General features: G+C 43.3%; 15 protein-coding genes. 11 read left to right on the forward strand and 4 right to left on the reverse strand.

Features of this window, described 5'->3' with window-relative positions:
- The first annotated feature begins 20 nt into the window (after positions 1 to 20).
- From spoT to H3302_RS13550, 3 genes are all read left to right on the forward strand, one after another.
- Positions 21 to 2126, forward strand: coding sequence for a bifunctional GTP diphosphokinase/guanosine-3',5'-bis pyrophosphate 3'-pyrophosphohydrolase (spoT, locus tag H3302_RS13540; RefSeq protein WP_036973057.1), 2106 nt, complete (start codon positions 21 to 23; stop codon positions 2124 to 2126).
- An 11-nt stretch (positions 2127 to 2137) separates the two neighbouring features.
- Positions 2138 to 2530 carry a RidA family protein gene (locus tag H3302_RS13545; protein WP_036973059.1) on the forward strand — a complete coding sequence of 131 codons (393 nt, stop codon included), beginning with the start codon at positions 2138 to 2140 and terminating at the stop codon, positions 2528 to 2530.
- A 157-nt stretch (positions 2531 to 2687) separates the two neighbouring features.
- Positions 2688 to 4292, forward strand: coding sequence for a DUF342 domain-containing protein (locus tag H3302_RS13550; RefSeq protein WP_036973061.1), 1605 nt, complete (start codon positions 2688 to 2690; stop codon positions 4290 to 4292).
- Between the two features lie 48 nt (positions 4293 to 4340).
- Here the strand turns inward: H3302_RS13550 and asnA are convergent, their stop codons facing one another.
- Positions 4341 to 5336, reverse strand: coding sequence for an aspartate--ammonia ligase (asnA, locus tag H3302_RS13555; protein WP_036973062.1), 996 nt, complete (start codon positions 5334 to 5336; stop codon positions 4341 to 4343).
- 187 nt (positions 5337 to 5523) lie between these two features.
- Between asnA and asnC the strand changes: the two genes are divergently transcribed.
- Genes asnC through recG form a run of 3 tightly spaced genes read left to right on the forward strand, consistent with a single transcriptional unit; the run spans position 5524 to position 8873 of the window.
- On the forward strand, positions 5524 to 5982 hold the full coding sequence (gene asnC, locus H3302_RS13560; RefSeq protein WP_036973064.1) for a transcriptional regulator AsnC: 459 nt from the start codon (positions 5524 to 5526) through the stop codon (positions 5980 to 5982).
- Between the two features lie 54 nt (positions 5983 to 6036).
- Positions 6037 to 6753, forward strand: coding sequence for a tRNA (guanosine(18)-2'-O)-methyltransferase TrmH (gene trmH / locus H3302_RS13565; protein WP_065978344.1), 717 nt, complete (start codon positions 6037 to 6039; stop codon positions 6751 to 6753).
- A gap of 38 nt (positions 6754 to 6791) precedes the next feature.
- Entirely contained in the window at positions 6792 to 8873 is a 2082-nt protein-coding gene (gene recG / locus H3302_RS13570) for an ATP-dependent DNA helicase RecG (protein ID WP_074989356.1), read from the forward strand.
- A gap of 54 nt (positions 8874 to 8927) precedes the next feature.
- On the opposite strand, the gene H3302_RS13575 is transcribed toward recG, so the two are convergent.
- Positions 8928 to 9860 (reverse strand): porin, encoded by a 933-nt coding sequence (locus H3302_RS13575; protein ID WP_182395517.1) that lies wholly within the window; start codon positions 9858 to 9860, stop codon positions 8928 to 8930.
- Between the two features lie 196 nt (positions 9861 to 10056).
- Complete coding sequence (locus H3302_RS13580) at positions 10057 to 10911, reverse strand: LysR family transcriptional regulator (RefSeq protein WP_036973070.1); 855 nt, start codon at positions 10909 to 10911, stop codon at positions 10057 to 10059.
- A 90-nt stretch (positions 10912 to 11001) separates the two neighbouring features.
- Between H3302_RS13580 and H3302_RS13585 the strand changes: the two genes are divergently transcribed.
- Together H3302_RS13585 and H3302_RS13590 are read left to right on the forward strand one after the other, a co-directional pair.
- The gene (locus H3302_RS13585) at positions 11002 to 11376 is read left to right on the forward strand and encodes a DUF413 domain-containing protein (RefSeq protein WP_036973071.1); all 375 of its coding nucleotides are present in this window, start codon (positions 11002 to 11004) and stop codon (positions 11374 to 11376) included.
- A gap of 79 nt (positions 11377 to 11455) precedes the next feature.
- Positions 11456 to 12691 (forward strand): diguanylate cyclase, encoded by a 1236-nt coding sequence (locus H3302_RS13590; RefSeq protein WP_036973072.1) that lies wholly within the window; start codon positions 11456 to 11458, stop codon positions 12689 to 12691.
- Positions 12692 to 12693: 2 nt separating this feature from the next.
- Here the strand turns inward: H3302_RS13590 and rarD are convergent, their stop codons facing one another.
- Entirely contained in the window at positions 12694 to 13617 is a 924-nt protein-coding gene (gene rarD, locus H3302_RS13595) for an EamA family transporter RarD (protein WP_182395519.1), read from the reverse strand.
- A gap of 389 nt (positions 13618 to 14006) precedes the next feature.
- Between rarD and recQ the strand changes: the two genes are divergently transcribed.
- From recQ to H3302_RS13610, 3 genes are all read left to right on the forward strand, one after another.
- Positions 14007 to 15830: a DNA helicase RecQ gene (gene recQ / locus H3302_RS13600; protein WP_036973074.1), complete on the forward strand. Its 1824-nt coding sequence runs from the start codon at positions 14007 to 14009 to the stop codon at positions 15828 to 15830.
- Between the two features lie 7 nt (positions 15831 to 15837).
- Positions 15838 to 16134, forward strand: coding sequence for a DUF3630 family protein (locus H3302_RS13605; RefSeq protein ID WP_036973075.1), 297 nt, complete (start codon positions 15838 to 15840; stop codon positions 16132 to 16134).
- 67 nt (positions 16135 to 16201) lie between these two features.
- Positions 16202 to 17917, forward strand: a complete 1716-nt coding sequence (locus tag H3302_RS13610) for a BamA/TamA family outer membrane protein (protein WP_051501926.1) — start codon at positions 16202 to 16204, stop codon at positions 17915 to 17917.
- The last annotated feature ends 2 nt before the right edge of the window (positions 17918 to 17919 follow it).

Raw genomic sequence — 17919 nt, forward strand, 5'->3', positions numbered from 1 at the left:
TTGCGCATTGGAGTGTGACTTTGTATCTTTTTGAAGGTCTAAAAAAGAAAATATCCGAATATTTGTCTCCCGCCGATATCGAGCTGGTGCAAAAAGCTTACGTGGTTGCTCGTGAAGCCCACGAGGGTCAAACACGTTCAAGTGGCGAGCCCTACATTACTCACCCTGTCGAAGTGACACAAATTCTTGCTGGCATGCATCTCGATCACGAAACTTTAATGGCAGCATTAATGCATGACGTGATTGAAGACACCGACTTTAGCCAACAAGATTTAGCTGAGATTTTTGGCGACACAGTTGCCGAATTAGTTGAAGGCGTTAGTAAACTCGATAAGCTGAGCTTTAAAGACAAAAAAGAATTCCAAGCGGAAAACTACCGTAAAATGATCATGGCAATGACACAAGACATTCGCGTGATCTTAATTAAGCTGGCAGACAGAACGCACAATATGCGCACACTCGGCGCACTTCGTCCCGACAAGCGTCGTCGTATTGCCCGCGAAACACTCGAAATTTATGCGCCAATTGCAAATCGTTTAGGTATTCACGACATTAAAAATGAGCTGGAAGATTTAGGCTTTCAGGCACTCTATCCTATGCGTCATCGTGCTTTGAAATCTGAAGTGATCAAAGCCCGCGGTAATCGAAAAGAAGTCATCAGTAACATTAAAAGTGAAATCGAAGCACGCCTTGAAGAGGCTGGTATCGACGCCACGATTTCTGGGCGTGAGAAACACCTCTACAGCATCTATAAAAAAATGCTGAACAAAGAGCTCTCTTTTAACGAAGTCATGGATATTTACGCGTTTCGCATCAATGTAGATAACATGGATACCTGTTATCGCGTTTTAGGTGTTGCGCACAACTTGTATAAGCCAATTGAAACGCGCTTTAAAGATTACATTGCGGTGCCAAAAACCAATGGTTATCAATCATTGCATACATCATTGGTGGGCCCACATGGCATTCCGGTCGAAATTCAAATTCGTACCCACGATATGGATCATATGGCCGACAAAGGGGTTGCCGCTCATTGGATGTATAAAAAAGCCGGTGATAGCGCAGGTCACACCGCACAACAGCGTGCACGCCAATGGATGCAAAGCTTACTTGAGCTACAACAAAGTGCTGGGTCATCGTTTGAGTTCGTTGAAAACGTTAAAACCGAGCTATTCCCTGAAGAGATTTATGTTTTCACGCCAGATGGTCGTATTGTTGAACTGCCCATGGGGGCAACCGCCGTTGACTTTGCCTATGCAGTGCATACCGATGTAGGTAATACCTGCGTGGGGGCGCGTGTAAACCGCAAACCGCATCCACTGAGTAAAGCGCTTGATACGGGTCAAACCGTCGAAGTTATTACCAGTTCTGGCGCACACCCTAATGCCACGTGGCTCAACTTTGTGGTAACAGGTAAAGCCCGCTTAGGGATTCGTAACTACCTTAAAAGCCAACAGCACGAAGAAGCCTTGTTACTAGGGCGTCGCTTACTCGACTCAGCCCTTGGTGAGCAAAAACTGGATGACATTCCAGATGAAAATATTCGCCGCGTGCTTCAAGAACATGAACTGAATACCGTATTAGAGCTGTTGGTCGAAATAGGCTCTGGTAACTTAATGAGCGTCTTAATTGCCAAGCGCCTAATGCAAGTAGAAGCCGACGACCTTAATGCGCTTGCCAGAAAAGCCAAAGCGACCATTATCGGCACCGAAGGTATGCTCGTTAATTACTCTAAGTGCTGCCGTCCCGTTCCTGGAGATGCCATCACCGCTCATATCAGCCAAGGTAAAGGCTTAACGGTTCACCGCCAAGAATGTAAGAATATTCGCGGCTGGGAGAATGAACGTTCGAAATACTTGGTTGTAAAATGGGACGATAATCCCGAGAAAGAATACATTGCCGCCCTTCGTATTGAAATTATCAATCATCAAGGGGCACTTGCTAAGCTCACCAATGTCATCGCCTCAACCCAAGCAAACATTGTCGAGATAGCCACCGACGAAAAAGAAAGTAATCTATACATGATAGACTTAGGCATTACCGTGAAGAACCGTGTTCACGTTGCCAATATTATGCGTCGCATTCGTGTGATGCCAGATGTACAAAAAGTCTACCGTAAAAAGTAACAAGGATAATCATGAACAAATCTTTTATTTCTACTGACAATGCACCCGCAGCAATCGGCACATACAGCCAGGCTGTTAAAGTAGGTACCGCTGTTTACTTATCAGGTCAAATTCCTCTTGTACCAGAAACAATGGACGTTATTTCTGAAGACTTTACAGAGCAAACACATCAAGTATTTAAAAACCTAACGGCTGTTTGCCAAGCCGCGGGTGGTCAAATTCAAGACATGGTTAAAGTCAATATTTTCCTGACTGACCTATCAAACTTTGCAATTGTTAATGAAGTGATGAGCCAGTACTTTAAACAACCTTATCCAGCTCGCGCTGCAATTGGCGTGCGTGCACTACCTAAAGGCGTGCAAGTTGAAATTGACGGTATTATGGAATTACCTTCAACGAACTAATACACACAGTGCCAGCAACCCCCTTGTTGGCACTTTTTTAGACAAAGTTACTATTTTCCTCAGCCGAAGTTCTTGACTCACAAACCATTCTCTAGCAATCTGTGTAGTAATAATAATTAGAAACCTTTAACTATTGTAGTACAAAAGGATCCCCCACGTGTTTAAGCTGGCTCACAATGGAAACGTCTTATTAGATGTTCACGAACACTCACCACCCAGTGCTGCGTTTATTATCGAAGCATTAGAAAAGTCATCCTTCTGTGAATGCAGAGTGGATCATGATGCGATCAATAACTTTTTTAAAAATAAATCTACTGAACGTATGCTCGTTGTAGCTTCAAAGCATGATGCAAGCCTTGAGGTATCGTTAAGTGATGACAAAATGCTGGCCACTGGTGAGTTGACTATCGCTGAAGGCGGCAAAGCCCTAACCCTTGAAAACGCGAAAAAAGAACTCATTAAAGCCGGCGTAGCACGGGGTTATAAACAAGCATTTTTAGAACAGTTATTGCAAAAACAGTTTGAGCTACCCGCAGGCACTAAAACCAAAGGCGTATTAGCAAAAGGCCGCTTGCCCATTGATGGCCAGCCCTCAAAACTAGTGCCGCAAGTAGAAACATTAAAAGACCGTTTAAAACAGCCCAAACTACGTGAAGATGGCACCGCCGACATGCGTGACTTTGGTAAGTTAGCCAGCGTAGAGCCGGGTGTACTGCTTATAAAACAAGTGCCTGCCACTCCCGGTAAAGAAGGGTTTACTGTCACCGGTGATGTGCTACCAGCTAAAGCTGGTGAGAGCCATGCCTTAGTTGCAGGTGAAGGCACTGAGATTTCAAAAAACAATCCGCTGGAGCTGATTTCAGTGATCGCAGGGGTGCCTGTTGATATTGCCAATGGCATGCGTGTAGATGACATTTTTACGATTGCTGATGTTAACGTTAAAAGTGGCCATGTTGATTTTGAAGGCAGTGTCATCGTAACCCATAACGTTGAACCCGGCATGCGCATAAATGCGAAAGGCGACATTACCGTCATGGGAACCGTTGAGTCAGGTCACTTAACTGCGGCAGGCGATATCACCATAAAACAAGGTGTAATAGGCCACCAGCTCGATGATAAAAGCTTATCTTGTCATATTGTTTGCCAAGGCGACATTCATCTATCTCATGGTCAATACAGCTACCTTGAAGGGAATAACATTATCATTGACCGCCAATCAAGCCATTGTGTGATGAAAGCCGCTAAGTTGCTGCAGTTAGGCAAAGAAGACAACCCTCAAGGTAAGTTATTTGGGGGCACTATTTTAGATGCACAAATGGTGATAGCAGGTGAAATTGGTAATGAATCAGGTGCCAAAATGGTTATTAACCTCGCGGCCTCTGGCGCACAAGTCACCGCACAAACCGATCAGTGTTTAAAAGACCTAGCACAAACCGACTCACAGCTAGATAACTTGCAAGAAGCCATTGAAAAAGCCGACCAAGTCAAAGACGCTGAAAAGAAAAAGCTGTTATTGGCTAAGATAGGCGCTACACAAATGCATTACTGTGAACAAGCAGAGCAACTCGAGAAAAAGCTCTCAAACTTAGAGCTTCATTTACATGAACTGCTTGAAGGCGCACAACTCGTCGTTAATAAAACATTGCACTCGGGAGTTGAGATCCATATTTTCGATAAGGTGTTACTCACTAACCGCCAATACCCACCTTGTAAAGTCAAACTCGAAGAAAGCAAAATTGAAGTAGAGTTTAAAACAAGTTAAAAAAAAGAGGCTTAAAGCCTCTTTTTACCAGGGTCATTAATCTTTAAACTAAAGAATTCCTTCAACTTGCTGCTTTAACTGCTCAGGCCACACGCCGACCTGCACTTGCCCGATATGGTGCTTTTGTAATAGCAGCATCGCTAAACGAGACTGACCAATACCGCCACCAATCGTTTGTGGGAACTTTTTCGCTAATAACGCTTTATGCCAATCAAATTCAAGACGCGCTTGGTCGCCCGTAATCGCCAGTTGTGTAGCCAATGCATCAGGACTTACACGAATTCCCATCGACGAAATTTCAAACGCATCTTCAAGTACTGGGTTCCACACTAGAATATCGCCATTTAAACCAGCAAACTTGCTGCAGGTTTGCGTCGACCAATCGTCGTAATCTGGCGCACGCACATCATGAATTTTACCATCTGCAAGCGCTCCCCCAATACCAATTAAAAATACCGCGCCGTATTCCTGCGCAATCGCTTTTTCACGCTGTTTCGCAGTGAAATCAGGGTACATTTGGCGTAATTGTTCACTGTGAACAAAAGTAATTTTTTCAGGTAAAAATGGGGGGATATCAAACTCACTTGCAACATAACGTTCAGTCGCTTTTATCGCTTGATAAAGTAACGTTACTGTTTCTTTAAGTTTATCTAAAGTACGTTCAGTGCTTTCGCAAATCACTTTTTCCCAGTCCCATTGGTCAACATACACTGAATGAATCGGGCTTAATGACTCTTCGTCTGGGCGTAATGCTTTCATGTGAGTATAAAGCCCTTCACCGACAGAGAAATCATACTCGGCAAGCGTTTTACGCTTCCATTTAGCGAGTGAATGCACCACTTCAAACTGGCTACCAGGAATCGTTTTCACCGCCACCGATACAGCATTTTCAGTTCCACTCAAGTTATCTTGAATGCCATCACCTACTTTTGCCAAGATAGGGGCTTGCACCTCAACTAAGCCAAGTTGTTGCTCTAATTGACTCGAAAAAAACTGTTTTACTTTACTAATTTGCTGCTGTTGCTGCAGGTAGTGTGAACTCATAATAATTGGCCTCATTCCCAGTTATTGTTACTTGCTTATAGAGAACTAAAATCTCTTCGTTAAAACAATCCTCAACCAAATGAAGATTATTTTCAATAACCCGCAACAAAAAGAACTTAACATTGCAATTATCGTAAAAATAATGCTATAAATTTTAGATAATCAATAATTACAACTCGGTTAATTCATGGAAAATTATCAAATCGATAATCTCGATAAAAACATCCTCAACGCATTAATGGAAAATGCACGCACCCCATACGCAGAATTAGCCAAACGCTTTGCCGTCAGTGCCGGCACTATTCATGTTCGCGTCGAAAAAATGAAACAAGCCGGTATTATCACCGGCACCCAAGTGAGTATTAATGCAAAGCAACTCGGTTACGATGTCTGCTGTTTTATTGGTATTAATCTCAATAATGCCCGTGATTACCCAGACACCTTACTGCATCTAAAAGAGCTTGAAGAAGTGGTTGAGGCCTACTACACCACAGGCAACTACAGTATATTTATCAAAGTAATGGCGCGCTCTATTGACCACTTACAGGATGTGTTGATCAATAAAATTCAAGCCATAGAGGCCATTCAATCAACTGAAACGCTTATTTCGTTACAAAACCCAATAAGTAGAGCGGTAGTGCCCTAGCCTTATACTGGGTATAATCAGCGCCAATTAGAATCCGTCAACGAGCACACAACTATGGATACAACTCGCTTTGAGCGTGTAAAACAGGTGTTAGAACGCCGCCAAACGGACCTAACGGTTTGTTTAGAAGAAGTACACAAGCATCATAATTTATCAGCCATTGCCCGTACTGCTGACGCAACAGGCTGTCATCATGTGCACGCAGTGTGGCCTGACAATCAAAAATGGCTAACCAATAACACCTCGGGTGGCAGCAAAAATTGGTTAGAAACGCACTTGCATCGCACCATAGACGACGCCGTAGCGATGATGCGAGCCCATAATCCAGAAGTGCAAATTTTAGCAACTAACCTCAGTGACGATGCGGTCGACTTTCGCGAAATTGATTACACCAAACCAACGGCTGTGATTGTAGGCCAAGAGCGTGATGGAATTTCGCCTCGCGCACTTGAGCATGCTGATAAACACATCATTATTCCAATGCAAGGGATGGTGCAATCGCTCAATGTATCCGTTGCAGCCGCATTAATTTTGTTTGAAGCACAGCGCCAACGCGAAGAAGCCGGCCTGTATGAACGTAATATGTTAGACGACAGCATAAAACACCGTATTTTATTTGAGGGATGCCACCCTATTATTGCAAAGCAATGCCGCGAAAAAGAACTGCCTTACCCCGCGCTTGATGAGAGTGGAGAAATAGTCGCTGATGATGACTTTTGGCAGATTTTAAAACATACGCAATCGCTTGAAGCCGCTAACGACTCACAGTAAACTGAAAAAAGTTTACTAATTAATAATTTGAGTCTCCATTGAGTCATTGTAGCTTAGCGTTATACCCGATAACTGAATTAAAAGGCGTTGGCCCCAAAATGGCCGAGCGCCTTGCTAAGCTTGGTATTCATACAGTGCAAGATATGCTGTTTCATTTACCGCACCGCTATGAAGACCGTACTCGCATTCACCCCATTTGTGAATTACAGCCACACAGCCATGTGAGTGTCGAGGCCACAATTGAAACCAGCCAAATTACATTTGGCAAAAGACGCATGCTAGTTTGCCAAGTTAACGATGGCACAGGTCGTTTAACGCTGCGTTTTTTTAATTTTAGTGCGGCACAAAAAAATGCGCTCAGCGCTGGTAAAATTATTCGCTGTTTTGGTGAAATACGCCGTGGTCGGGTTGGGTTTGAAATGACCCACCCTGAATACAGTTTATCAGACACGCCATCAGAACAACCGACGAACACCACCCTAACACCCGTTTACCCTGTTACTGAAGGCCTTAAGCAGCTATCTATCCGCGCTTTAAGCGACCAAGCCTTAGCTTTACTTGCTAAATATCCCGTTGAAGAATTACTGCCAGAACAATTTCAACCCACTGGCATGCGCTTAAGTGAAGCACTTTTGACCTTGCATCGCCCGCAAAACGATGTCGATTTAACGGCGCTTGAGCAAGGCTTTCACCCTGCTCAGCAACGATTAGTATTTGAAGAGCTGCTCGCACAAAATTTAAGCTTGTTGAAGCTACGCCAAAAAGGCCAAAGTGTAAAAGCTATTGCATTAAAGCCTCATAACCCGCTAGAGACAGAGTTTTTGTCGACACTGGCATTTAGTCCTACCACGGCACAAAGCCGAGTTGTGGCTGAGATCAAGGGCGATCTTCAACACCCTTTCCCAATGATGCGCCTTGTTCAAGGTGATGTAGGCTCAGGAAAAACCCTTGTTGCCGCACTCAGTGCGCTAACAGCAATTAGCGAAGGCTACCAAGTTGCCTTAATGGCTCCGACCGAAATTCTTTCTGAGCAGCATGGTATCAACTTTAGCCAATGGTTTAACAACTTGGGCATTGAAGTCGCATGGCTTGGAGGCAAAAGTAAAGGAAAAGAGCGCACCGCCACACTTGAAAAAATAGCCTCGGGTGAGGCGCAAATGATTGTTGGCACTCATGCGCTGTTCCAAGAGCAGGTCGAATTTAATAACCTTGTCTTAATCATTATTGATGAGCAACATCGCTTTGGTGTGCACCAACGATTATCACTGCGTGAAAAAGGGCGTTTTGGCGACTGTTATCCCCACCAACTGGTTATGACAGCCACACCTATCCCACGCACGTTGGCTATGACCGCGTATGCAGACTTAGAAACCTCTGTGATTGATGAATTACCGCCAGGTCGAACGCCTATCACAACCGTTGCCATTCCAGATACTCGCCGTGAGGAGATCATTCAACGAGTCAGAACAGCCTGCACAGCGCAAGGCCGTCAAGTGTATTGGGTTTGTACGCTTATTGACGAGTCTGAGGTATTGCAGTGCCAAGCAGCAGAGGACAGCGCAGCACAATTAAAAGAAGCCCTGCCCGAGCTAAATGTCGGCTTAGTACATGGCCGAATGAAAGCCGCTGAAAAGCAAGCGATTATGAGTGAGTTTAAAGCGGGTAATATTCATGTTTTAGTCGCAACAACGGTGATTGAAGTGGGTGTTGATGTGCCGAATGCCAGCCTGATTATCATTGAAAACCCCGAACGCTTAGGACTTGCGCAGTTACATCAATTAAGAGGCCGTGTTGGTCGAGGGGCGATAGCATCGCACTGTGTTCTTCTTTATCACGCGCCTTTATCTGCAACAGCACAAAAACGCTTAGGTGTATTACGCGAAAGTAATGACGGCTTTGTTATTGCCGAAAGAGACCTTGAAATCCGTGGTCCAGGTGAAGTGCTCGGCACCAAGCAAACCGGTTTAGCCGAATTTAAAATCGCCGACCTTAATCGCGACAAACAAACGCTGGCCCATGTCAGACCCATTGCCTTTAAAATGTTAACCGACTACCCAGAGCAATCAAACAAGCTAATTACACGTTGGTTAGCAGGCAAATCAGATTACGCGCTCGCATAAAAAAGCCCCGCATCAATGCAGGGCTTAAAATAAGGGAGTTATCCGTGTGAACGGTTAGAATTTGTATTCAATACCAACGCCTAGGTAATCTTGATCCACTTGGTTGTCCATATCAAATGTTGAGTAGAAACCAAATACTTTGGTGTTTTTGCTAAGCGTGTGATCAACACCAGCAGAGATAGCCGTTTTCTTATCGCCTTCATCAAAATCCATCACTTGGTATTGAACTTTGAACGTGTTGCTATTCATTTTATACGCCGCATTCACCAAGTAACCATCCGCTTCTGCGCTGCCATCCACTTTCTCTTGTGTTTGGTACATAGCACCTAGTTTAAAGTCGCCGACTTTACCTTGTACGGTTGCACGTACAATATCGTAGTCTTTCACTTCACTATCTGCTGCAACAGAGGCATACAGTTTGCTGTCTTTTAATTGAGCGTCACCGTAAGTAACTGCAAGTGAATAACCGTTATCTGCATCAACATCATCTTCTGCAATATAGGTTGCAAGCACTTTAAAGCCACTGAAATCGTTAGATGCGTAAGAAATCGTATTACCTAAACGGTTTTCACCTTTAAATACATTTTTAATATCGCCTTCAAGGTCATTGAATAAATCAATTTTGCCTTGAGATAGCTTCATTGCTGTGTCATTACGACCAATCACAACCTGACCAAAGCCACCTTTAACACCTACGTATTGGTTACGTGCAGTGATGTTGTCATCATTGTCGCCTTTTGAATCAGCGTCAGATACGTCAACACCGAACTCTAGTTTATAAACAGCTTCTAAGCCTTCAGTTATTTTTTCAGAGCCTTTCAGGCCAAAACGTGAGTTATTGCTTTTGATTTCAGTGAAAGACCCTTCACCATCGTCAGATGATTGAACAGTCACGTTTGCTTTACCATACATATCAACATCCGCTAATGCTGAAAAAGATAAACCACCAAATAAAGCTAAGAATAAGCTAGACTTTGCAAATTTCATGTCGTTTCCTCAATAATCGCAACAAAAACACGTGCTCGTGTTTCAATGCGGGCAGTTTGCCAGCGAAAAATGACAGAAAAATGACAATTGAAATAAAATCGTAAATTTAGCTTCATGAAATGTAATTATTTCTGAAATAAAAACGTAACTTACTACTGCAAAATAAAATTTTATTTAAAGCATCGTTTAAAATTTTTTAAGCTTTAATTTTTAATTCAGTCAATAAAGTCACCAATTTCTCTAATAGTGGCGTTTGTTCATTATCTCTGTGGTAGGCAACAAACACATCTCGCGAGGTATGCGCCACATCTTCAACATGATATAGCTCACCCGCTTTAAGCTGCTCCTCGACTAATAACTGAGGAATAAAGGCACTACCGCCACACTTCAAAATTAAGTCTAAGGCAATACGCCCTGTGCTGGTTCTAAAATAAGGAGGAGCGTGACCATTAAACTCACGAGCATGCCATAACGAAAACGAGGTGCCCCAGTCTACATACACATACTGGTTATCAAAAAAGTTCTCACTGTTTGCTGTTTCGTATGCACTCACCGGAATGATCGGCAATTCACAAATACGCTCAACAATTAACTCATCTACTTTAGGGGGATCGAACAGCACGGCTAAATCGAGTGTGCGCTCAAGTAATAAACGCGTGCTCTCTTGCTGCGCCTTCACTTCAGCAACCAATGAAACTCCCGGCATTGCCGAGACAATATTCGTGATCCCAAACTGTAAAAAAGCATCCCAAATATTCGGAGTGCCTGCTAAACTAATTTGCTTATGCATATTATCAGCAAGTGCCACATCGACTTTAGCCCTTTGCATGCCGGTGATAATCATTTGTGCGTGAGGTAAGAGTCGTTCACCCGGCGCTGTTAGCTGTATATTATTACGCTGACGAATAAATAAATTAACGCCTAAACCTTGCTCTAATTGACGGATCCGAAAACTCACAGCAGACTGGGTAATGTACAGGTTTTCAGCTGCCTTACCAAAGTGACGTGTGCGCACCACTTCAACAAAGGTCTTTAATAAATCGATATCCATTTTTTACCCTTACGATAAAAATAACTTGTTTAATAAAATCGACAACTTGATCCATACTCCTGCAAGAAAATAGGGTATGAGGATACAGCCATGAGCAATGACATTTCATCACTTCGTCAGGCATTCGTAAGCCAACGTCAATTTTATGATGATCAAAACTTCCCACGCGGTTTTGGTCGTAGTGGTCACTTCACTTTGCTAGAAGCCGACATTCTCGAACAGCATGGTGTTGTACTAAAGGGTTTATACAACAAAACCCTAGAACCACAAAATGAATTTCAAACTCAATTTGTGCAAGTAGTCACAGGTAACCTAGAAGCAACCAACCCAATTGAGCGCGCTTGGATAAAATACCTAAAACAAACTACCTGCAAAACTAAGTTTCATACTTTGTTCGGTCGTTCTCGTATCGCGAGCCCGACACCACAAAGCGTTGATTATTATTCTGAGTCGGATAGTTTGTAAGCAAGTTGCTTTTTTAACTTTTTAGAGTTACAACATGTAATAACTTACGCTACGCGATAAAGTTATTACAAGGTAAAACGTGACCAGAAAAATATTAATCATTGAAGATGCACCTACTATTGCGCGAGTGCAAAAGCATATCGCGCATAAAGTCGGGTTTGAAGCAGACATCGCAACATCGTTAGCTGAAGCTAAACAACTTATTGCTGAAAATAACTATTTTTGCGCCGTTGTTGATTTTATCCTTCCAGATGCACCCAACGGTGAAGCCATCCCCTGCAGCGTCGATGCCGACATTCCTACCATCGTTATGACCGGCAATTTAGACGAAAAAACCCGTAACACGGTCGAAAAGCATCCTATCATTGATTACATCACCAAAGAAAATAAACAAGCCTATCAATACTTAGAAAAACAACTGACTCGCCTACCGCGTAATGAACAAATATTGGTTTTAGTGGTTGATGACTCACCCGCAACTCGCCGTCACATTTGTAATCTACTCGCACGACATAAGTACCAAGTTATTGAAGCGGTAGATGGCGTAGATGCACTGCGAGTCTTAGCAGAAAACCCCTCAATCTCTGTGATCATTACTGATAACGAAATGCCAAATATGAATGGCGATCAGCTCTGTGTCGAAATTCGTCGTCTGTATAACAATGACGAAAAAGCCATAATTGGTATTTCAGCACAAGATACCTTGCATTTATCAACGCGTTTTTTAAAGTCTGGCGCTGACGATTATTTAAGTAAGCCCTTTAATAACGAAGAGTTTTATTGTCGCTTAAGCCAAAACGTCGACATGTTAGAAAATATTAAAACGATTCGCTTACAAGCGAATACCGACTACCTAACATCATTGCCTAACCGCCGCTATTTCTTTGGCGAGGCGAGTCAGCATTTAAAAGCGGCACACGCGGCAAAAAAATCGGTCTCACTCGGCATGATTGATATCGATTACTTTAAATCAATTAACGACAAGTACGGTCATGACTCAGGTGATGATGTACTCAAATGCCTGTCACGGTGCCTACTTAAGTACTTTAAAGATAATTTAGTCGGACGCTTAGGCGGAGAAGAGTTTGCTGTCTTTTTTGCTGATAATGATCCGCAACAAGCACAGCAACGATTAGAAAAATTTCGCCATTTCATCGAAAAACACAGCGCGGAATTTAGTCGTGACAACATTACATTTACGCTATCTATCGGATTTCATAATGGGCCTGTTTACAGCATTGATGAACTGATAAAACAGGCCGATTTAAAACTCTATCAAGCCAAAGAGACTGGCCGTAACAAGTTAGTGAGCTGATATTAAATAGGTTTAGTCACTGCTTTTAATGATGCTTTACGCTGCTTACGGCTTTGACGGTACGAATCCCAACTGAACAAAGCCAGCGCGCTCCATATACACGCAAACGTTATCACCCTTTCAGCGTCAAATACTTCGCCATAAAATGCCACTGCCAGCACAAACATTAAACTTGGACCAATATACTGAAAAAAGCCCAATGTACTGTACTGCAAACGTTTAGCAGCGCCTGTAAAACACAGCAAAGGCAACGTGGTCACCACACCAGCACTAATAAGTAACAGATTGATATGCCAATCATTGGCAGTAAAATCAGAACTGGCTGTGGGCACCATTAACCACCAGTAAACCAAAGCAACTGGCAGTAAAATTAACGCTTCAAGTAATAACCCTGGCAGCGATTCGATAGGCAGCTTTTTACGCAGTAAGCCATAGATAGCGAACGAGCCTGCCAAAGAAAAAGCCACGATTGGAAAAGAGCCAAAGCTGAGCAATTGTAATAATACACCGCATAATGCAAGGCCAACGGCTACGCCTTGCCATTTACGCAGTCGCTCACCTAAAAACAGCATACCTAACAACACATTTAAAAGTGGGTTTATGTAATAACCCAAACTCGCATCGAGCATGTGGTTATTGTTTACCGCCCAAATAAACAAGCCCCAGTTAAAGCCAAGCAAACTGGCCGTTACCACCAGCATTATGAGCAACTTAGGCTGACCTAATACAACGCGAATGCGCTGCCATTGATGGCGTGCAGCAATAATGATCAACAAAAATAACACCGACCAAATAACACGGTGCATCAAGATTTCAAAGGCAGATATATTCTGTAAAAGTTTAAAATAAATGGGTGCTAAGCCCCACATAAAAAACGCTAAACATGCGAAAATTACCCCTTTTCGCTGTTCAAGATTGGTAGGCATAAGTCAGGCTTTATAGATTAAAAACACTATTTTACGCCGCCTATTTACTGGCGCAACTAAAACGCGGCAAATAAACCCATGTATACCCAAACCACCTCAAGATGCGAGTTTCAGTTGGAATTAAAAGCGATTTAGGCAAGACATTGATTGCAAGTAATAGTGGTTCTATTGTTAAAATCAATAACGCAGTATAAATCGCTTTTAAACCAACCCTTTGGGCGCTCCACAGGCACTTACTCTCATCGTTGTTACTTCTTAAAAGGGACTGCCATTGTTGCAAAGTAACGCCTTGATATTAAGCACCTATGAAACGCTGAATTCTGCATATTCAGGTCGTTTGAGTATATTGCTACAGACATCATCCAAAAAAAACACTAAAATGCTCGGCGATGAATACCAATACCGCAATGACTAACACCCCCGTTCGATCACCACAAGCCGTACTCAAACAAGTGTTTGGTTACAAGGATTTTCGTGATGGTCAAGAAGCGATTATAGCCGCAGCGCTTGACGGACAAGACTCGCTCGTCTTGTTACCAACAGGTGGGGGAAAATCACTTTGCTATCAAGTACCCGCCTTGATCCTTGATGGTGTCACTGTCGTCATTTCGCCGCTTATTTCATTAATGCAAGACCAAGTTGCACAACTCAAAGCACTGGGCGTTCAGGCCGCTTATATTAACAACAGTCTGCCATTCGAAGAGCAGCAAGCGGTGTACCAGCAACTGCATTACGGGCAAATAAAGCTGTTGTACGTCGCACCTGAAAAAGTCTTACAACACGAATTTTTAGAGCGCCTTAGTCACCTAAAACTCGCTCTGTTTGCTATTGATGAAGCGCACTGTGTCTCGCATTGGGGCCATGATTTTAGGCCTCACTATTGTCGGCTTAATGAGCTAAAACAGCGCTTTATGCATGTTCCGATGATGGCATTAACTGCCACAGCCGATAAAGCAACACGTTACGATATTATTGAGCAGCTACAGCTTAATCAGCCTTACGTACACACAGGCAGCTTTGATAGGCCCAATATTCGTTACACCATCGAAGAAAAATTCAAACCCATGGTGCAGCTGCTGCGTTATTTAAAAGAGCAGCAAAACCAAAGTGGAATAATTTACTGCACCAGCCGTAAACGTGTTGATGATGTTGCCGAAAAACTCGCTGATGCAGGCTTTAATGCCGCGGCTTATCATGCGGGGATGAGTAACGAACAACGACAATTTGTGCAGTCAGGTTTTGCCCGTGACGATATTCAAATTGTAGTAGCAACGGTTGCCTTTGGTATGGGAATTAATAAACCTAATGTACGCTTTGTTGTGCATTACGATATTCCTAAAAGTGTTGAAGCTTACTACCAAGAAACAGGCCGTGCTGGTCGTGATGGCTTAGCCGCTGAAGCGATAATGTATTTTGATCCGGCCGACATAGGACGTGTTCGTCGCTTTTTTGAAGATATCGAAGATGAGCAACGCCGCCGAGTAGAAGAGCAGCGCTTTAATGCGATGGCCAGCTTTGCTGAAGCCCAAACATGTCGCAGACAAATCCTGCTCAACTATTTTAGCGAGTACAAACGTGAAACCTGTGGCAACTGCGATATTTGCTTAAATCCACCGACAAGCTTTGACGGCACGTTGGTCGCGCAACAAGCACTCTCGTGCGTATATCGTGCAGAGCAGCGTTTTGGTATTGGTTATATTGTTGAATTGCTGCGCGGGGCAAATACCAGTCGTATCCGCGATAATAATCACCACCAGCTGAGCACTTACGGTATAGGCAAAGATCACAGTGTGGAGTTTTGGCTAAGCATTTTAAGGCAGCTTATTCACCAAGGCTTATTAAGCCAAGATATAACTCAGGGCTCTTCACTGCGCTTAACCGAAGCAGCTCGTGCAGTACTTAAAAGTGAATACGCCCTGCAATTAGCCGAGCCACGCTTACAAGCCAAACACGTTTATCAAGATAAACTCGCGCAATTTAATTACGACAAAAAGCTGTTTGCTAGATTACGAGCTCTGCGTAAGGAGTTGGCTGATGCGGATGACGTTCCTCCGTATGTCGTTTTCAATGATAAAACGTTGGCTGAAATGGCACAGCTCATGCCGACCAATGATAGCGAATTTTTAAAAGTATCAGGCGTGGGGTTTACGAAGCTAAACAAGTACGGTTCTCCTTTTTTAAACACCATTCGCGACTACCTCGCCGCCCACTAGGATTACAATGACTAACCTTATTTATGACGCCGAGTATGAAATAATTGTCATTAACTCACGCGACCTGCCTAACGACGAAGATTTTGAACTGTGGGCTACTCTCTTTTTGCACGCCCCCGCAATTAAAATTGCAGACTTTGATGCCGGTGCCGATCGTCATCAGTTAAGGTTTCACTTTACAGATCATAGTTTTAATCTAAACTTTGAACATTATAGCGAAAGTGTTTGGATAAACGCTGAAGGCGTTGAAGCGGCGAGTGTTTTGCCAAAACTTCATCAGTATTTAGTCATGCAGTTACAATAATAAGCTAGACTTTTTCTCACGCTTAGTATGTAGTAGTTGCATAGCAAATAAACAACTAAGGGTGTAAATGGGATTTAAGCAGTCGCACTTTGTTGCTCAGATTTTACCAATGGTGTTACTTAGCGTAACATCTCATGCCTATGCAGAGCAGGTACTCGCTGACAATAATAACTACTGTCACAACCAACGCACTCTTAAAACGCAAGACAACAACTTACGTCGCCAGCTCGATACTGACAATCCCCTCCCCGAAGCCGCCGATAACCGCAAAATCACTTCCATTAAGCTTGAACAGCTCAATGTCTTCAATACCGCACTTGAAGAAGAAAACAACGCGTTATTTCGCTTTGCGAATCGTGCTCATATGACAACCGAACCCGAAGTGATCCACAGTGTACTGCTGTTTTCAGAGGGGGATATTTATCAACCTCGTAAGTTACTAGAATCAGAACGACTCTTGCGTAAACAAGGTTATTTATACGATGCACGCATTCATGCTGAACTTGATTGCGACGGCAACGTGAATGTTAAAGTCGTTACGCGTGACTTGTGGACTTTGCTGCCCGAAATTAGCTTTAGTCGCAGCGGCGGTGAAAACGAATCAAGTATAGGCTTTCGTGAATCAAACTTTTTAGGCTGGGGTAAACGGGTGTCGTTCTCGCGTACGCACGATGCAGACCGCACCGGGTATTTATTTGTATACGATGACCCTAATATCTTTTCGAGTCGCTACCGTGGTCGACTCGAATATTCAGATAACGATGATGGTAAACGCCATTACATCGATGTTAGTTACCCATTCTACTCAATTGATACTCCTTACAGTTACGGTGCAACCAGTTACTCAGACCAGCGCCGTGAGCCACTCTATTATCGCGGCGAAGTTGTCAGTGAGTTCGAGCAAAAAACCACCCTCAATCGCGCTTACTTTGGACATTCAAGTCAACTTGCCCGAAGCTGGACACAACGAATCAGTTTAGGGATAGAAAACCGTGAAGACACCTTTAAAGCCATTGCTGCCACCCAGTTACCTATCGCAGATGATCGCAGCCTAAGTTACCCGTTCATCAGTGCGCAATGGTTCGAAGACCATTATGTAAAAGTAAGAAATTTCGACAGTATTTATCGTACTGAAGACCTAAATCTTGGCTGGAATATTCAAGCATTACTGGGTTATTCAAGTAAAGATTTTAGCGATGACGCCAGCCGGACTATTTATTCTTTGTCTCTGTCAAAAGCCCATTACAGCGGAGATAATCAGCTATGGCGCTTTAAAGCTGATATAGATGGTTATTGGAACGAAGAACAAGACGATGTCGAAAATCTCATAACCAGTAGCCAAGTACAATACTATTTGAATACCAGTTTACAACAAAGCTGGTATGCCAAAGTGCGCCTGCAATATGCCAAAAACCTAACAGCCGATAAACAACTCACCCTTGGCGGCGAAAATGGTTTACGTGGCTACCCGCTTGATTATCAAATTGGCGATCGTAGCTTTTTAGTAAGTCTCGAAAAACGCTATTACTGGGAATATGACTTACTGCAACTATTTAAAGTCGGTGGCGCGGCTTTTTACGACATCGGGCGCGCTTGGTATAACGACAAAGATAACGGCACGAATGGTAATGTACTGCAAAATATCGGTGTTGGCTTACGGTTAGCACCAAGTCGAGCAAATGCCGGAACGGTCATTCACCTCGATATTGCTGCGCCAATCAACAAAAAGGACAGCGACATTGATTCTGTGCAATGGCTTGTCACCGTTAAAAATACTTTCTAAGA

It is taken from the genome of Pseudoalteromonas sp. MT33b (assembly GCF_014117385.1).
Taxonomy (GTDB): Bacteria; Pseudomonadota; Gammaproteobacteria; order Enterobacterales; family Alteromonadaceae; genus Pseudoalteromonas; species Pseudoalteromonas lipolytica.